Below are 14,965 nucleotides of genomic sequence, written 5' to 3' on the forward strand. Positions count from 1 at the left end.
TATGCAGATGCGCTGGTTGGCTGTTCCCGCGTTACTGGTGGCGTTTACCGGACTGGCTCAGGCGCAAGAGTGCCCGGCATTGCTTCAGGGCTCCTTGCCCAAGTTGCGCGCCAATGAATCCATCGACTTGTGCCAGCGCTTTGCCGGCAAGCCGCTGGTGGTGGTCAATACCGCCAGCTTCTGTGGTTTTGCACCGCAGTTCAAAAGCCTCGAGGCGTTGAATCAACGCTTCAAAGGGGAGGGGTTGGAGGTGATTGGTGTGCCGTCCAACGACTTCAAGCAGGAGTCCAAGGACGGTGCCGAGACGGCCAAGGTCTGCTACGTGAACTACGGAGTGACCTTCACCATGACCGATCCGCAGAAAGTCCGCGGCAGCGATGCGACGCACCTGTTCAAGGTGCTGGCCGAGCAGAGCAGCGCGCCGAAGTGGAATTTCTACAAGTACGTGGTGGATCGGCAGGGCAAGGTGATCGCCAATTTCTCCAGCCTGACCAAGCCGGATGATCCGCAGTTCATTGCGGCTGTGGAGAAAGCCCTGGCCTCCAAGCCATAACCCTGACCCTGTAGGAGCGAGCTTGCTCGCGATGGACTGCAGAACACCGAGGGGTATCAGGTTGCCAGCGTTATCGTTGACGTCCATCGCGAGTGAACTCGCTCCTGCAGGAAATGAAAAAGCCCCGGCTCTTTGGTGAGCCGGGGCTTTTTTGATTCAACTGGCGAGCGCTTCACGCTCGCCCGGTTCATCAGAAGCGGTAGGTCGCACCGATACCGAAACCGTTCGCCCAGTTTTCATACTTGGCGCTGTAGGCCTGACGGCCATTGTTGTTGTTCACGTGAACGTCCTCTTCCTTCAGGTAGGAGTACGCCACGTCGATGGTCAGGTCGTCGGTCGGGCTCCAGCCGGCACCCAGGCTGAACACGGTGCGGTCGCCAGTCGGGATACGTGGGGAGCGGTTCTGGTTGTTGGCCGGCGACTGGTCGACGGACAGACCGGTACGCAGTACCCACTGCTTGTTCAGCTGGTAGGAAGCACCGATGGCGTGCGCCCAGGTGTCGTGCCAGTTCTGCTCTTCGGTGATGGTGCCGAAGCCACGGGCGGCCAGGGCTGCCGGTACGCCTTCGTTCTCGACGGAAATCTCTTTCAGGCGGCTCCAGCGAGTCCAGGTGCTGCCTGCGTACAGGGTCCACTGGTCGTTCAGCTGGTGAGTCACGGAGAAGTCGACCGACTCAGGCGTGGTGATGTCCAGGGAAGCGTCGAACTTCTGGCTCGGATTCTGACCCAGTGCGGCGAGCAGGCCGTAGTTGACCTTGGTATCACCCTCGAGCTTGTACTTCACTTTCGAGTGATAGGTCAGGCCGAGGCGAGTGCTTTCCAGCGCCTGGATCATGATGCCGATGTTGTAACCGACAGCGGTGTCGTCACCCTTGATCTTGACGTTGCCGTCCGGCGCCAGCGGGTTCAGCGACAGGTTCGATTCCAGTTTGCCGTCGATACGGTTGATGGTCGGACCGAAGCCGATCGACACCTTGTCGTTGAACGCGTAGCTGACGGTTGGCTGCAGGGTCACGACCTGCACTTCGCTCTTGCTGCCGAAGTAACGGCCGGCAAAGCCGTTCTCGTAGTCGGTCACCAGGCCGAACGGTGCGTACACACCGAAGCCGAATGCCCATTGATCATCGATTGGCTTGACGTAGTAGCCCATCGGCACGCCCATGAACGGAACCATGTCACCTTTGTTGGTGCCGCCGTTCGGACGGGAGCTGGCATCGCTGATGTCAGTGTGTGCGTCGATGAATGCAGCGCCGCCAGTCACTTGTTCGCGTTTCAGGCGAGCCATGCCGGCAGGGTTGCCAAATACGGTGGATGCATCGTCGGCAGAAGAGGAGCGCCCCGCAAAGCCGGTCCCCATACCGCTGATGCTTTGTTCGTTGAGGGCGAAGCCGCTTGCGAAAATCTGAGCAGAGGCCATGGCGACAGCCAGGCTAATGGTGGTTTTGAGCATTACTTTTTTCATTATTAGAACTCCTGGTGATCACCGGGGCGAAAATTACCAACATTTTCGTCCCGGCGCTATAGGCCGAATCGCTTGATTTAGAGCGGTTTTGTAGGACAATCCGACCAGATTCGACGCCCGATATGCGATCTTTGGATCCAGATCCGATCAGCAGGCTACCTGATTCAACGGTGAAACACAGGCCTGCCATGCGTCGGTAAAGTCTTTGAGGCGTCCTTGGGGCTGGAAGGTCTGGCGCCAGATGCGAGCCATTCCCAACAGATCATCGGCTTCGGGGAGAGGAGTTTTCTGTTCTTCGACCAGCAGCCAGGCGATGGCTGTGGCGTAACGCAGGTTGACGGTCAATTCCAGGTGCGGGCCAGTGAGGAAGGCGTGTTGGCTGGCCAGGCCACGGACCAGGCTGGCGCGCTCGGGATCGAGCGCCAGGTAATGGTCCCAGAGTGCTTGATGGCGCAGTTCGGCGATGCGGTACAGGCCGTGTCCACGGCGGTCGTGCAACGCTGAACCCAGGGCCGACTGGCTGGCGGCGATCCCCAACAGCAGGGATTCGGCGGTTGCGCTATGGCGTCCGAGGTAGATCAAGGTCGGACGGATCACATAGCGGCACAGTTCGCTGGCAGCGATACCCATAAAACCCTCGAAACAGGAATTGGTCGGCGAGGCCTGAACGGGGGAGCTTAGCAGCAGTGGATCGACTCAGGCTCGCCGCAAGCGGCTCAGGCCGCTTGAGTTGAAGTGTAGTGTCATATTCAGTGCGTAAAGGCCTGTTTTTAAAATATTTCCAGCTTCCAGTTATAACCGTTATATCCCTTGGTGCTTAACCCCGGACGGCAAAACGGGAAATCCCAGGCAACAAAAAGCCCCGCTTTTGGGGCGGGGCCTTGATGTTTCAGCCTTGCTGGCGATTCAGGCGACCAGGGCCTGACGGGTACGCTCGATCACGGCCTGCAGCGGTTCGGCGCTGGAGTATTGATCGGGGTACAGGCGTTCGCTGTGACGGGCGATGCCGTGTTCGTTCACCAGGGTGAAGCTGAAACAGCCTTTGCGAGCGGCCATGATCAGGCAGTTCATCGGTGCAAAAGCGTTGGTCAGGGTGCGGATGGCATCCTCGGTATGGATTTGAGCAGACATAGTCATGGTGTTCCTACAAGCGACACGGATAAGAGCCGTGCAAAATAAAAACGTTCCAGTAACGTCGGCCACCATTGGTCGAACGAAGAACCCGACTGGAACAAAGCAGCCAGTTTGAAGCGCTATGAATTGGCGCGCTTGGGCTGGCAGGTAGGTACTTAGGAGGGCAGGCAACACATCGAGGGCAAAGGTTCTGGGCCCGGGGTGAAGATCCTGATCAATTTGCAGGTTGGTTCGGTCAGAGTAAGCAGGCTGGCAACACCCTTTGCATTCGATTCAAAGGCTGCACTTGCGAAGATTTACCTGGAAACCATCGAGGTGGTCGATCCCGCTTTTTCGGTGCAAGGCTTCCTGTGAAGAAGGCTTACCGGGGGGATTTGTTCGACCGGAATTGATTTTCAGCTTGGTACTAACGGCGCGCATACTACCGGTTTGTATTGGGGAAGGGAAGTGTGCTAGCCAAAAAAGCTGACCCTTGGATTTGTTTTGCGCCGTGGGACGAATCGAGGGGCACAGCCAGCACGCCCTCAAATGGCTCACTATCCGACCGGCGGTATCGCTGATTCAAGCATTCGCAGCGGCCTGGAACGCGGGTTTGCCCGGGGTTATCCCCAGGAAAAATCCGAAAATGCGTTGAAAAAGTGCAGCGATATAACCGTCGCGAAGGTACTTGTGCACATTATTTGCGCGGTCTGTCACACCTCTGTCATCCAGCCTTCAAGCGCGGTGGGTGCCTGTAACCAAAATTTAAGTCAATGAAAAATAGCGCTTTTTTTAACTGGTGAAAAAATCGTCAGTTTGAGCGCAGGCCCCATTCCACAGGGCTTTGCGGGACTTCAGGGGCGGTTGTCCACTGAGTTATCCACAGCTTCTGTGGATTGTCCCGAGCGCTTGCTCTAGCACGGGCGTGCCGGGAATTTTTCACCTTTACCTGTAAGAAAAAAAGAGTAGAGTGGCGCGCCCTGCGATTTGCTCACAGTGCTTTATGAAGTTTCGTACATCTTCTGCATCCACCCCCTCAAAAAGTTCCCCTGTCGCCCCCACCAAACGCTTTTCGATGCGCGTCGCGGAGTGGCTGTTGGACAGCCCGCGCCTGGGGGAAAACACCAGCGTCAAACACATTGCCGGTCGATTGCTCAAGCAACCGGCCCGTGAAGGCGTGGTGGCGGCACAAAGCCGCCTCGGCCAGTTGATGTGCCGCGAGTGCGGCAACGCCCGGGACCGCCGGATCGGCCAGGACCTGCTGCGCCAGGCCGCGCGGGCAGGGGACCAGCGTGCACAACAGGAACTGGGCCGGATCGAAGACTGAGCAGTGCAAGGCTGAGCTGTCAAAGAACCAGCGCCTTGGTTAACCTTCAGGCTTTATTTCAATTGCAGGAATGGCTATGGCTATGGACTTGACCAGCGTATTGCTCGGTCTGGCGGGCGCGGCGCTGCCGTTACTGATGCTGGCCTGGCAACTTCAGCGCAAGACCGGCACGGCGCAGGCCGAGGTGGCGCTGCTGGAGGAGCGGCTGGCCATGGCGCAAATGGCGCAGGATGGCCTGAACGCACAGCTCGAAGCCGGCCGCGACGAAATCGCCGATCTGGGTCAGGCCAACGCCGCCAAGCAGGCGGATCTTGCCGCCATGCGCCGCGAAGTCGAGTTGCTGCAGATCGAGCGCGACGACGCCCGCGATGCCTCCCACGCCTGGAACATCGAACGGGCCGGCAAAGACGCCGAATTGCGCCGCCTGGACGCCCAGGCCGCTTCGCTCAAGGCGGAACTGCGCGAACAGCAGGACAGCCATCAGCAACGCCTCAACGACCTGCAGGGCTCGCGCGACGAGTTGCGGGCGCAGTTTGCCGAGCTGGCGGGGAAAATCTTCGACGAGCGCGAGCAGCGTTTTGCCGAAACCAGCCAGCAGCGCCTGGGGCAATTGCTCGATCCGTTGAAGGAACGCATCCAGTCTTTCGAAAAGCGCGTCGAGGAAAGTTATCAGGCCGAAGCCCGGGAGCGTTTCTCGCTGGCCAAGGAGCTGGAGCGCCTGCAGCAGCTCAACCTGCGCCTGAGTGATGAAGCCACCAACCTGACCCGTGCGCTCAAGGGCCAGAAGACCCAGGGCAACTGGGGCGAACTGATTCTGGAGCGGGTGCTTGAGCATGCCGGCCTGGAAAAGGGCCGCGAGTATCAGACCCAGGTCAACCTCAAGGGCCCGGATGGCGAGCGCTTCCAGCCGGACGTGATCATTTACCTGCCCGGCGACAAGCAGGTGGTGGTCGATTCCAAGGTCAGTCTCACGGCCTATCAGCAGTACGTGGCGGCCGACGACGAAGGCATCCGCCAGATCGCCATCAAGCAGCACGTGCTGTCCCTGCGCAGCCACGTCAAAGGTTTGGCCGGCAAGGATTACAAGCGACTCGACGGTTTGCACAGCCTGGATTTCGTCCTGCTGTTCGTGCCGATCGAAGCGGCATTTTCCGCCGCGTTGCAGGCCGAGCCGACGCTGTTCCAGGAGGCCTTCGACCGCAACATTGTGATCGTCAGCCCGACCACCTTGCTGGCGACCCTGCGGGTGATCGACAGCCTGTGGAAGCAGGAGCGACAAAGCCAGAACGCCCGGGAAATCGCCGAGCGCGCCGGGTGGCTGTACGACAAGTTCGTGTTGTTCATTCAGGATCTGGACGAAGTCGGCAATCGCCTGCAGCAGCTGGATAAAGCCTACAGCGCGGCGCGCAACAAGCTGACAGAAGGGCGGGGCAATCTGGTCAGTCGCAGCGAGCAGCTCAAGTTGCTGGGGGCGCGAGCGAGCAAGAGTTTGCCGGCGGATTTGCTGGAGCGGGCGATGACCGACGTCGACGGGCTGGTCGAGTTACCGGAGTAACACGTGCCTCTGTAGGAGGTCGGTTACAGGGGTAAATGCCGACTCAACAACGCCCGCAACGCCGCCGGCCGCACCGGCTTGGCCAGGTAATCCAGCCCCGCCGCATGCACTTGGGCCATCGTCTCCGGCCGGCCATCGGCGCTGATCACCACCCCCGGCACCGGCTCGCCCAATCGGGTACGCAACCAGGCCATCAAATCCGTGCCGGTTTCGCCATCGTCCAGGTGGTAATCCACCAGCGCCAATTGCGGCCGCAGCCCATCGCCGAGCAGCGCTGCGCACTCGTCGCGATTGCGCGCGGTCCAGACCTGGCAACCCCAGCGCGTCAGCAGGCTGTTCATGCCGATCAGGATGCTGTCCTCGTTATCGATGCACAGCACCTGCGCACCGCCGAGCAATTTGCCATTGAGTTCGGCCATCTTGACCGGCGACGCAGCGGTGGCCTTGGCCAACGGCACACGAATACTGAACACGCTGCCACGCCCCGGCCATGAGCGCACACGCAAGGTATGCCCCAACACGCGGCACAGGCCATCGGCAATCGCCAGGCCCAGACCCAGGCCTTTTTCGGCGCGGGTCTGATGGCTGTCCAGGCGCTTGAACTCTTCGAAAATCACCTGCTGCTTGTCTTCCGGAATCCCCGGCCCACGGTCCCAAACCTCGAGTGAAAGCTCGCCCTGATGGCGGCGAACGCCCAGCAGCACCGGGCCTTTTGCGTAGCGGAAGGCATTGGTCAGGAAGTTCTGCAGGATCCGCCGCAACAGTTTGATATCGCTTTCGATGCGCAGCGCGCTGCCCCGGACGCGGAACTCCAGGCCCTGATCCCCCGCCAGGGCCTTGAACTCGGCACCGAGGGTGTCGAACAGCTCGTTGAGCGCAAAGGGCTTGATGTCGGGATTGATCTTGCCGTTCTCCAGGCGGGAAATATCCAGCAGGTCGCTGATCAGGTCTTCGGCCGAACGCAGCGAACTGTCCAGATGCTGCACCAGTTTTTGCGCCTCGCCGGACAGGCCGTCTTCCTGATGATTGAGCGCTGCGGAGAACAGCCGTGCGGCGTTCAGAGGCTGCATCAGGTCATGGCTGACCGCCGCCAGGAAGCGGGTTTTCGACTGGTTGGCCGCCTCGGCGTTGCCCTTGGCTTCGGTCAGCGCAACGTTGAGCTGCGACAGTTCACGGGTTCGTTCGGCCACGCGCTGTTCGAGGCTTTCATTGGCTTCAGTCAGCGCCTGCTCGGCTTCGCGGAACGGGGTGATGTCGGTGAAGCTCATGACGAAACCGCCGCCGGGCATCGGGTTGCCGATCAGCTCGATCACCCGGCCATTGGGGAACAGTCGCTCGGAAGTATGCGCGCGGCCCTGACGCATCCAGTGCAGGCGGCGGGCGACGTGGACTTCCGCTTCACCGGGGCCGCACAGGCCGCGCTCGGCGTTGTGGCGAATGATGTCGGCAATCGGCCGACCGACGCTGATCAAACCGTCCGGATAGTTGAACAGCTCCAGGTAACGACGGTTCCAGGCCACCAGTTTCAGCGATTGGTCGACCACGCTGATGCCCTGGCTGATGTTCTCGATCGCGCCTTGCAGCAGCGCACGGTTGAATTGCAGGACTTCCGAGGCTTCGTCGGCGATGCGCACCACGTCTTCGAGCTGCATCTCCCGGCCTTCGATGGCGGCTTTTACCACCGCGCGGGTCGACGAAGCGCCGAGCACACCGGCCAGCAAGCGCTCGGTATGGGCGATCCACTCGCTGTCGGCGTTCTGGTTCGGGTTGAAGCCTTTGCCCTGGCGGTAGGCAAAGCGGATGAAGCTTTGACGCGCACGCTCCTCACCCACGAAGCGGGCCGCCAGTTGCAGCAAGTCATCGATCTGCACCGCCAGCATCGAGCGCGCGCTGGGCCGTGCGCTGATTTCCTGGCCGATGAAACGACCGGCCTGCCAGTGTTCCGAAACCCGGGTCCGCGACAGCACCGAGACCCAGGCGAACAGCGTGAAGTTACCGGCCAGGGACAACACCACGCCCTGGGTCAGCGGGGTGATCGGCAGGTTCAGCGGGTTGCTGTGCAGCCAGGCAAGACCCGGGAAATTGCTCAGGGGCAAGCCGAGGCTGTGGGCGGCAATCGGCAGGATCAGGGTGTAGAACCAGAGGAAGGTCCCGGCGGCGAGGCCGGCGAACACACCGCGACGGTTGGCCTGTTTCCAGTACAACGCGCCGAGCATGGCCGGTGCCAGTTGGGTCACGGCGGCGAAGGCGATCTGGCCGATGGTCGCCAGGCTCGCGGTCGAGCCCAGCAGGCGGTAGCTGACGTAGGCCAGCAGCAGAATCACCACGATGGTCACGCGGCGCACCGACAGCATCCACTGGCGGAACACTTCGAACGGACGCTCGGCGTTGTTGCGGCGCAGTAGCCATGGCAACAGCATGTCGTTGGAGACCATGGTCGACAGCGCGACGCTGGCCACGATCACCATGCCGGTGGCCGCCGAGGCGCCACCGATAAAGGCCAGCAGTGCCAGAGCCGGGTGGGCCTGGGCCAGTGGCAGGCTGATGACGAAGGAGTCCGGCAATACCGAGCTTGGCAGCAGCATCTGCCCGGCCAGGGCGATCGGTACGACGAACAGGGCGGCGAGGGCGAGATAGGCGGGGAATACCCATTTGGCCAGGCGCAGATCCTGGGGCTCGATGTTTTCCACCACCGTCACATGGAATTGTCGCGGCAGGCAGATGATCGCCATCATCGCCACCCCTGTCTGCACCACCATGGACGGCCAGTTCACGGTTTCCTTCCAGTATTGCTCCAGCCGCGGGGCGAGCATGGCCTGGTCGAACAGGTCGTCGAAACCGTCATACAGGCCGTAGGTCACGTAGGCGCCGACGGCCAGGAACGCAAACAGCTTCACCAGGGATTCGAAGGCAATCGCCAGCACCATGCCGCGGTGGTGTTCGGTGGCGTCGAGGTTGCGTGTACCGAAGACGATGGTGAACAACGCCAGAATCAGTGACACCACCAGGGCGGTGTCCTGGGCGCGAACCCCCATGGCGTCGGCGCCGGCACCGATCAGCAGGTTCACCCCCAGCACAATGCCTTTGAGCTGCAGGGCGATGTAGGGCAGCACGCCCACCAGGCAGATCAGCGCTACTACCACCGCCAGCGATTGGGATTTGCCGTAGCGCGCGGCGATGAAGTCGGCGATGGAGGTGATGTTCTCCTGCTTGCTGATCATCACCATTTTTTGCAGGACCCAGGGCGCGCCTATCAGCAGCAGGATCGGCCCCAGGTAGATCGGCAGGAACGACCACAGCTGTTCGGCCGCCTGGCCCACCGCGCCGAAGAAGGTCCAGCTGGTGCAGTACACCGCCAGCGACAGGCTGTACACCCAGGCGCGCACCCGTGGTGGCAACGGCGCGCTGCGACGGTCACCGTAAAAGGCGATGGCGAACATGATGGCCATATAGGCCAGGGCGACGGCGGCAATCAACCCGCTGGACAGCGACATGGGAACTCCGGATAACCAAAGGCACCCGGGCCTCCCGCCCGGACAAGCACAGTCTCGCACGATGGCAGGGGTTAGTCAGTGTCGACCAAGGTCGTGGCGTGGCGGGGTGTCGCAGGGGAAGTCAGGGGGATTTGTGGTGCCTGGGCCGGCCTCTTCGCGGGCAAGCCCGCTCCCACAGTTGACCGAGTGGTGTCAGAAAAACCGGTCCAATGTGGGAGCGGGCTTGCTCGCGAATGGCGGCCTCACTGATTCAACGCAATCTCGATCAACCGATGCAGCTCTTCCACCTCCAGCGGCGCCTCGGCAAACAGAATGCGAAACACGATCGGCGCGGCGATCAGGTTGATCAGTCGGTCCACGCCCGGGTTGGGTTGGTCGGGATAGCGATTGAGGATGGCCTGCAATTGCCCGCCGATGATCGTCGCGCAATAGGCCGGCTTGAGGCTCGCCTGCACGTCGCGCAGCATGCAGCGACCGGGCTCGGAGTTCATCTCGTCCAGATACTGTTCGGCCCAGGCCCGCAGGTCGCCCGGCAGGCTGCCGGTGTTGGCCGATTCGGTTTCCGGTTGCAGGCGCGCCATGGCGACGTCCGCCAGCAGCGCCGCCAGATCGCCCCAGCGCCGGTAGATGGTCGAAGGCGTGACCCCCGCACGCGCGGCGATCTGCGGCACGGTCACGCTGGCGCGGTCCTGCTCTTCGAGCAGTTCGCGCACGGCGGTATGAATCGATTCCTGTACCCGGGCGCTGCGCCCGCCGGGGCGTAATGTGGGAGCGGTCATTGCGTGTTTCCTGTGTGGCGCCGCAGACGACTGCGGTCCTGAAAAACCATGGATCGGACCTTAACACAAAGAATTTGCTTTAAGAGCAAATCGGTAGCACACTCCGCAAAAGCAAAAAATTAGCTTTTGCGGAGCATTTCCCATGTCCAGTACCCCTTCAAATCGTGCCAGCCTGTGGTTCCTGGCGATCACGCTGCTGAGTTTTCTCGCAGCCTCCACGGCGCCGACGCCCTTGTATCACCTGTATCAGGAGCAGCTGCATTTCTCGGCGGCCATCCTGACGCTGATCTTCGGTGTCTACGCCATCAGCCTGTTGGTGGCGCTGCTGACGGTCGGTTCGCTGTCCGATCACCTGGGCCGCAAGCCGGTGATTTTCACAGCGGTGCTGCTCAACATCGTGGCCATGCTGCTGTTCATCTATGCCGACAGCGTCGCCTGGCTGATCAGCGCCAGGGTGCTGCAAGGTTTCGCCACCGGCATGGCCACCGCGGTATTGAGCGCGACGCTGCTCGATACCGACCGCCAGCAAGGGCCGCTGATCAATAGCGTGGCACCTTTGATGGGCATGGCAATTGGTGGCCTGGGTTGCGGATTGCTGGCCGAATTCGCGCCAGCGCCCTTGCACCTGACCTACTGGCTGCTGCTGGTGCTGTTCGGGCTGCAGGCGGTTTACGTCTGGCGCCTGCCGGAAAGCGTCTCGCCACAGCCCGGCGCATGGGCGTCGCTGCGACCGACCCTGCATGTGCCGGTGCAGGCGCGAGCCACCTTGTGGCGCCTGCTGGCGCTCAACACCGCGACCTGGGCGCTGGGTGGCTTCTTCGCCTCCCTGGCGCCATCGCTGGTGCGCGCGGCCACCGGATCGACGTCGAACCTGATCGGCGGCGCGACCGTGGCGACCTTGACCATGACCGGCGCCCTGATGATTTTCACCCTGCGCAATCGCCCGGCCAGCCTGGGGCTGCGCATCGGCGCGAGTTCGCTGCCCGTGGGCATCTCGCTGATCCTGATCGGCGTCCACAGCGCCAGCCTCGCACTGTTCTTCATCGGCACCCTCATCGCCGGCTGCGGCTTTGGCGCCGGTTTCCTCGGCACGGTGCGCACCCTGGTTCCACTGGCGCTGCCCCATGAGCGCGCGGGGCTGATGTCGGCGTACTACGTGCTCAGCTACCTGGCGTTCTGCCTGCCTTCGTTGCTGGCCGGCAACCTGGCGCGCACCTTGGGTCTGGTGGCGACCACCGATGGTTATGCCGGGGTGTTGATCGTGCTGTCGCTGGGGGCGTTGCTGGCGATGATGCGTCAGCGTGCCGCCAATATTTGCAGCAGTGCCGGTTGACCCTGTAAATGCAGGTCGGATTCAGCTAAATCTGTTTTATCTGCAAAACCGATAACTTATAGAGAAATTACCCGTTATATCGATATTCGATTCGGATCTATGATGGGCTCCACCTCACCAGAGGACAGGAGCCCACCATGACATGCACCAACACCGCCAAACCCGGCATCAAGCCGCTCACCCACCTGCAACACCCGCGGGAAGTGATTCGCCAGTTCACGCCCAACTGGTTCGCCGCCACCATGGGCACCGGGGTGCTGGCCCTGGCCCTGGCCCAATTGCCGGTAGCCAGTCCCGTACTACACGCCATCGCCGAAGGCCTCTGGCAGTTCAACATCGGCTTGTTCCTGTTGTTCACCGCGCTGTACACCGCGCGCTGGGTGCTGTTTTTCGATGAGGCACGGCGAATTTTCGGGCATTCCACGGTTTCGATGTTTTTCGGCACCATTCCCATGGGCCTGGCCACCATCATCAACGGTTTTCTGGTGTTCGGCCTGCCGCGCTGGGGCGAGGGTGTGATTTCCCTGGCTGAAACCTTGTGGTGGCTGGATGTGGCGTTGTCCCTGGCGTGCGGGGTGTTGATTCCCTTCATGATGTTCACCCGCCAGGAGCACAGCATCGACCAGATGACCGCCGTGTGGCTGTTGCCGGTGGTGGCGGCGGAAGTGGCGGCCGCCAGCGGTGGCCTGCTGGCGCCGCACCTGGCCGATGCCCACGGGCAACTGGTGATGCTGGTGACCAGCTATGTGCTCTGGGCGTTTTCCCTGCCGGTGGCGTTCAGCATTCTGACGATTCTGCTGCTGCGCATGGCCCTGCATAAACTGCCCCACGAAAACATGGCCGCTTCGAGCTGGCTGGCCTTGGGGCCGATCGGTACCGGTGCGCTGGGGATGTTGCTGCTGGGCGCTGACGCGCCGGCGATCTTCGCCGCCAATGGCTTGCCGGGCGTGGGTGAAATCGCCGCCGGAACGGGGCTGGTCGCCGGCATCACGCTGTGGGGCTTGGGCTTGTGGTGGATGCTGATGGCCGTGCTGATCACCCTGAAATACCTGCGCGCCGGCATTCCGTTCAACCTCGGCTGGTGGGGTTTCACCTTCCCCCTGGGCGTCTATTCGCTGGCAACGCTGAAACTGGCCAGCACCCTGCACCTGACGTTTTTCAGTGTCTTCGGTTGTGTGCTGGTGACCCTGCTGGCGGTGATGTGGCTGATCGTCGGCAAGCGCACGCTGCAAGGCGCATGGCGCGGTGAGCTGTTCGTCTCGCCGTGCATTGCAGGATTGAAGAAATAAAATCGTCGAAGATTGGGTAATGTGTGGCCCTGAGTCAGCGTGAAGCGTTCCAATCAACGTATTCACGCTGCTCTCTATACTTCGCCACCTGCTACCTCAATCAGGGACACATGGACGATGAGTCACCCCTCGCAATTCAACCTGCTGCGCACACGGCGCTTTCTGCCGTTCTTCGTGACCCAGTCACTGGGTGCCTTCAACGACAACATTTTCAAGCAGTCGCTGATCCTGGCCATTCTGTACAAGCTGGCGATCGAGGGTGACCGCTCGATCTGGGTCAACCTGTGCGCGCTGCTGTTCATCCTGCCGTTCTTCCTGTTTTCGGCGCTGGCCGGGCAGTTCGGGGAAAAGTTCGCCAAGGATGCGCTGATCCGTCTGATCAAGCTCGGCGAAATCGCCATCATGGCGGTGGGCGCGGTGGGGTTCATGTTCGATCACCTGTCGCTGATGCTGCTGGCGCTGTTCGCCATGGGTACCCACTCGGCGCTGTTCGGCCCGGTGAAGTATTCGATCCTGCCCCAGGCACTGCATGAAGACGAACTGGTCGGCGGCAACGGCCTGGTGGAAATGGGCACCTTCCTGGCGATCCTCGCGGGGACCATCGGCGCCGGGATCATGATGTCCTCCACTCATTACGCGCCGGTAGTTTCCACGGCGATCATCGGCATCGCCGTTCTCGGCTACCTGGCCAGTCGCGGCATTCCACGGGCGGCGGCCGCGACGCCGCAACTGCGCCTGAACTGGAACATTTTCAGTGAGTCCTGGGCGACGCTGAAGCTGGGCCTCGGGCAAACGCCGGCGGTATCGCGCTCGATCGTCGGCAACTCCTGGTTCTGGTTTGTCGGGGCGATTTACCTGACGCAGATCCCGGCCTATGCCAAGGAGTGGATGCACGGTGACGAAACGGTCGTAACTCTGATTCTCACGGTGTTCTCGGTGGGCATCGCCGTGGGTTCGATGCTCTGCGAAAGGCTGTCCGGGCGCAAAGTCGAAATCGGCCTGGTGCCGTTCGGCTCGTTCGGCCTGACGGTGTTCGGCCTGCTGTTGTGGTGGCACTCCGGCGCAATTCCCGAGAGTGCGGCCGGGCACGGCTGGATCGAGATTCTCGGTTTCGGCCACGCCTGGCTGGTGCTGCTCGACATCCTCGGCCTGGGCGTGTTCGGTGGTTTCTATATCGTGCCGCTGTACGCGTTGATCCAGTCGCGCACCGCCGAGGACGAGCGGGCGCGGGTGATCGCCGCCAACAACATTCTCAACGCGCTGTTCATGGTGGTCTCGGCGATTGTCTCGATCATCCTGCTGAGCATGGCCAAGCTGTCGATTCCGCAGTTGTTCCTGGTGGTGTCTTTGCTGAATATCGGCGTCAACGCCTACATCTTCAAAATCGTCCCCGAGTTCACCATGCGTTTCATGATCTGGCTGCTCAGCCATTCCATGTATCGCGTGGAACACCGCAACCTGCAGCTGATCCCGGATGACGGCGCGGCGTTGCTGGTGTGCAACCACGTGTCGTTCGTCGATGCCCTGCTGATCAGCGGCGCGGTGCGCAGGCCGATTCGCTTTGTCATGTACTACAAGATCTACAACCTGCCGGTGCTGAACTTTGTTTTCCGCACGGCGGGGGCGATTCCGATTGCCGGGCGTCAGGAAGATATCCAGATCTACGAGCAGGCCTTCACCCGCATTGCCCGTTATCTGAAGGAAGGCGAGCTGGTGTGCATTTTCCCTGAAGGGAAATTGACCGCCGATGGCGAGATCAGCGAATTCAAGGGCGGGCTGACGCGGATTCTCGAGGAGACGCCGGTGCCGGTGATTCCCTTGGCGTTGCAGGGATTGTGGGGGAGTTTCTTCAGCCGCGATCCGGCCAAGGGGCTGTTTCGTCGGTTGTGGTCGCGGGTGACTGTGGTGGCGGGAGAGGCGGTGGCCGTGGACGCGGCGCAGCCTGCCAGGTTGCAGGTGTTGGTGGGGGAATTGCGTGGCACCGTCCGATAGTCGGTGACAGGACCGGCCTCTTCGCGGGCAAGCCCGCTCCCACAGGTTTTGTGGTTGCCCTGTAGGCG

At 61.5% G+C, this 14,965-nt stretch carries 12 protein-coding genes; 7 read left to right on the plus strand and 5 right to left on the minus strand.

What is annotated here, in order from left to right; genetic code table 11:
* Nucleotide 1: 1 nt before the first annotated feature.
* Nucleotides 2-553: a glutathione peroxidase gene (locus HNO86_RS22685; protein ID WP_175379168.1), complete on the plus strand. Its 552-nt coding sequence runs from the start codon at nt 2-4 to the stop codon at nt 551-553.
* A 190-nt stretch (nt 554-743) separates the two neighbouring features.
* On the opposite strand, the gene HNO86_RS22690 is transcribed toward HNO86_RS22685, so the two are convergent.
* The 3 genes from HNO86_RS22690 to HNO86_RS22700 form a co-directional block, all read right to left on the minus strand.
* Nucleotides 744-2,015, minus strand: coding sequence for an OmpP1/FadL family transporter (locus tag HNO86_RS22690; RefSeq protein ID WP_175379169.1), 1,272 nt, complete (start codon nt 2,013-2,015; stop codon nt 744-746).
* 147 nt (nt 2,016-2,162) lie between these two features.
* Nucleotides 2,163-2,645 carry a hypothetical protein gene (locus HNO86_RS22695; protein ID WP_175379170.1) on the minus strand — a complete coding sequence of 161 codons (483 nt, stop codon included), beginning with the start codon at nt 2,643-2,645 and terminating at the stop codon, nt 2,163-2,165.
* Nucleotides 2,646-2,921: 276 nt separating this feature from the next.
* The gene (locus HNO86_RS22700) at nt 2,922-3,146 is read right to left on the minus strand and encodes a hypothetical protein (protein ID WP_175379171.1); all 225 of its coding nucleotides are present in this window, start codon (nt 3,144-3,146) and stop codon (nt 2,922-2,924) included.
* Nucleotides 3,147-3,350: 204 nt separating this feature from the next.
* On the opposite strand from HNO86_RS22700, the gene HNO86_RS22705 reads away from it, so the two are divergent.
* The 3 genes from HNO86_RS22705 to rmuC all read left to right on the plus strand — a co-directional run bounded on the left by HNO86_RS22705 (nt 3,351) and on the right by rmuC (nt 6,010).
* Nucleotides 3,351-3,503, plus strand: coding sequence for a hypothetical protein (locus tag HNO86_RS22705; RefSeq protein ID WP_175379172.1), 153 nt, complete (start codon nt 3,351-3,353; stop codon nt 3,501-3,503).
* A 628-nt stretch (nt 3,504-4,131) separates the two neighbouring features.
* Complete coding sequence (locus HNO86_RS22710) at nt 4,132-4,455, plus strand: sel1 repeat family protein (protein WP_175379173.1); 324 nt, start codon at nt 4,132-4,134, stop codon at nt 4,453-4,455.
* 190 nt (nt 4,456-4,645) lie between these two features.
* The gene (gene rmuC / locus HNO86_RS22715; protein WP_175379197.1) at nt 4,646-6,010 is read left to right on the plus strand and encodes a DNA recombination protein RmuC; all 1,365 of its coding nucleotides are present in this window, start codon (nt 4,646-4,648) and stop codon (nt 6,008-6,010) included.
* A gap of 23 nt (nt 6,011-6,033) precedes the next feature.
* Here the strand turns inward: rmuC and HNO86_RS22720 are convergent, their stop codons facing one another.
* Both HNO86_RS22720 and HNO86_RS22725 read right to left on the minus strand, forming a co-directional pair.
* Complete coding sequence (locus tag HNO86_RS22720; protein ID WP_175379174.1) at nt 6,034-9,504, minus strand: hybrid sensor histidine kinase/response regulator; 3,471 nt, start codon at nt 9,502-9,504, stop codon at nt 6,034-6,036.
* Between the two features lie 242 nt (nt 9,505-9,746).
* Complete coding sequence (locus HNO86_RS22725) at nt 9,747-10,283, minus strand: TetR/AcrR family transcriptional regulator (RefSeq protein ID WP_175379175.1); 537 nt, start codon at nt 10,281-10,283, stop codon at nt 9,747-9,749.
* Nucleotides 10,284-10,425: 142 nt separating this feature from the next.
* On the opposite strand from HNO86_RS22725, the gene HNO86_RS22730 reads away from it, so the two are divergent.
* The 3 genes from HNO86_RS22730 (at nt 10,426) to HNO86_RS22740 (ending at nt 14,897) form a co-directional block, all read left to right on the plus strand.
* Nucleotides 10,426-11,616 carry an MFS transporter gene (locus HNO86_RS22730; protein ID WP_175379176.1) on the plus strand — a complete coding sequence of 397 codons (1,191 nt, stop codon included), beginning with the start codon at nt 10,426-10,428 and terminating at the stop codon, nt 11,614-11,616.
* A 137-nt stretch (nt 11,617-11,753) separates the two neighbouring features.
* Complete coding sequence (locus HNO86_RS22735; protein ID WP_175379177.1) at nt 11,754-12,905, plus strand: TDT family transporter; 1,152 nt, start codon at nt 11,754-11,756, stop codon at nt 12,903-12,905.
* Nucleotides 12,906-13,022: 117 nt separating this feature from the next.
* The gene (locus HNO86_RS22740) at nt 13,023-14,897 is read left to right on the plus strand and encodes an MFS transporter (protein WP_175379178.1); all 1,875 of its coding nucleotides are present in this window, start codon (nt 13,023-13,025) and stop codon (nt 14,895-14,897) included.
* Nucleotides 14,898-14,965 lie beyond the last annotated feature (68 nt).

The organism is Pseudomonas sp. C1C7, from assembly GCF_013359595.1.
Classification (GTDB): Bacteria; Pseudomonadota; Gammaproteobacteria; order Pseudomonadales; family Pseudomonadaceae; genus Aquipseudomonas.